Origin of the sequence: Jeotgalicoccus huakuii (assembly GCF_036665975.1) — a bacterium.
Taxonomy (GTDB): Bacteria; Bacillota; Bacilli; order Staphylococcales; family Salinicoccaceae; genus Jeotgalicoccus; species Jeotgalicoccus marinus.
In genome coordinates, this window is the sequence record NZ_JAVIYN010000038.1 from 1 (window position 1) to 507 (window position 507).

Consider the following 507-nt stretch of genomic DNA (forward strand, 5'->3'; position numbering starts at 1 on the left):
TTATATTTATAAGACCTAATCTAAAGATTAGAATCGGGAAGACAGGATTCGAACCTGCGACCCCTTGGTCCCAAACCAAGTGCTCTACCAAGCTGAGCTACTTCCCGTTATTTAATTAAGCGCGCCCAAGAGGAGTCGAACCCCTAACCTTTTGATCCGTAGTCAAACGCTCTATCCAATTGAGCTATGGGCGCATCAGTAAAACTATTTAAATGGTGCCGAGGACCGGAATCGAACCGGTACGATAATCACTTATCGCAGGATTTTAAGTCCTGTGCGTCTGCCAGTTCCGCCACCCCGGCTTAAACTGGAGCGGAAGACGGGATTCGAACCCGCGACCCCCACCTTGGCAAGGTGATGTTCTACCACTGAACTACTTCCGCTGATCATATATCGTTTTAATAATTTAAAATGGTGCGGGTAAAGGGAGTCGAACCCCCACGCCGTGAGGCGCTAGATCCTAAGTCTAGTGCGTCTGCCAGTTCCGCCATACCCGCGTATTAAATG

General features: G+C 48.7%; 5 tRNA genes. All 5 read right to left on the bottom strand.

Going from position 1 to position 507, the window contains the following annotated elements:
- Positions 1 to 33: 33 nt before the first annotated feature.
- Positions 34 to 107, bottom strand: a tRNA-Pro gene (locus V6E76_RS11370).
- Between the two features lie 13 nt (positions 108 to 120).
- A tRNA-Arg gene (locus V6E76_RS11375) sits at positions 121 to 194 on the bottom strand.
- 19 nt (positions 195 to 213) lie between these two features.
- Positions 214 to 302, bottom strand: a tRNA-Leu gene (locus V6E76_RS11380).
- Between the two features lie 6 nt (positions 303 to 308).
- A tRNA-Gly gene (locus V6E76_RS11385) sits at positions 309 to 383 on the bottom strand.
- 29 nt (positions 384 to 412) lie between these two features.
- Positions 413 to 497: transfer RNA gene (locus tag V6E76_RS11390), tRNA-Leu, on the bottom strand.
- Between the last annotated feature and the right edge of the window lie 10 nt (positions 498 to 507).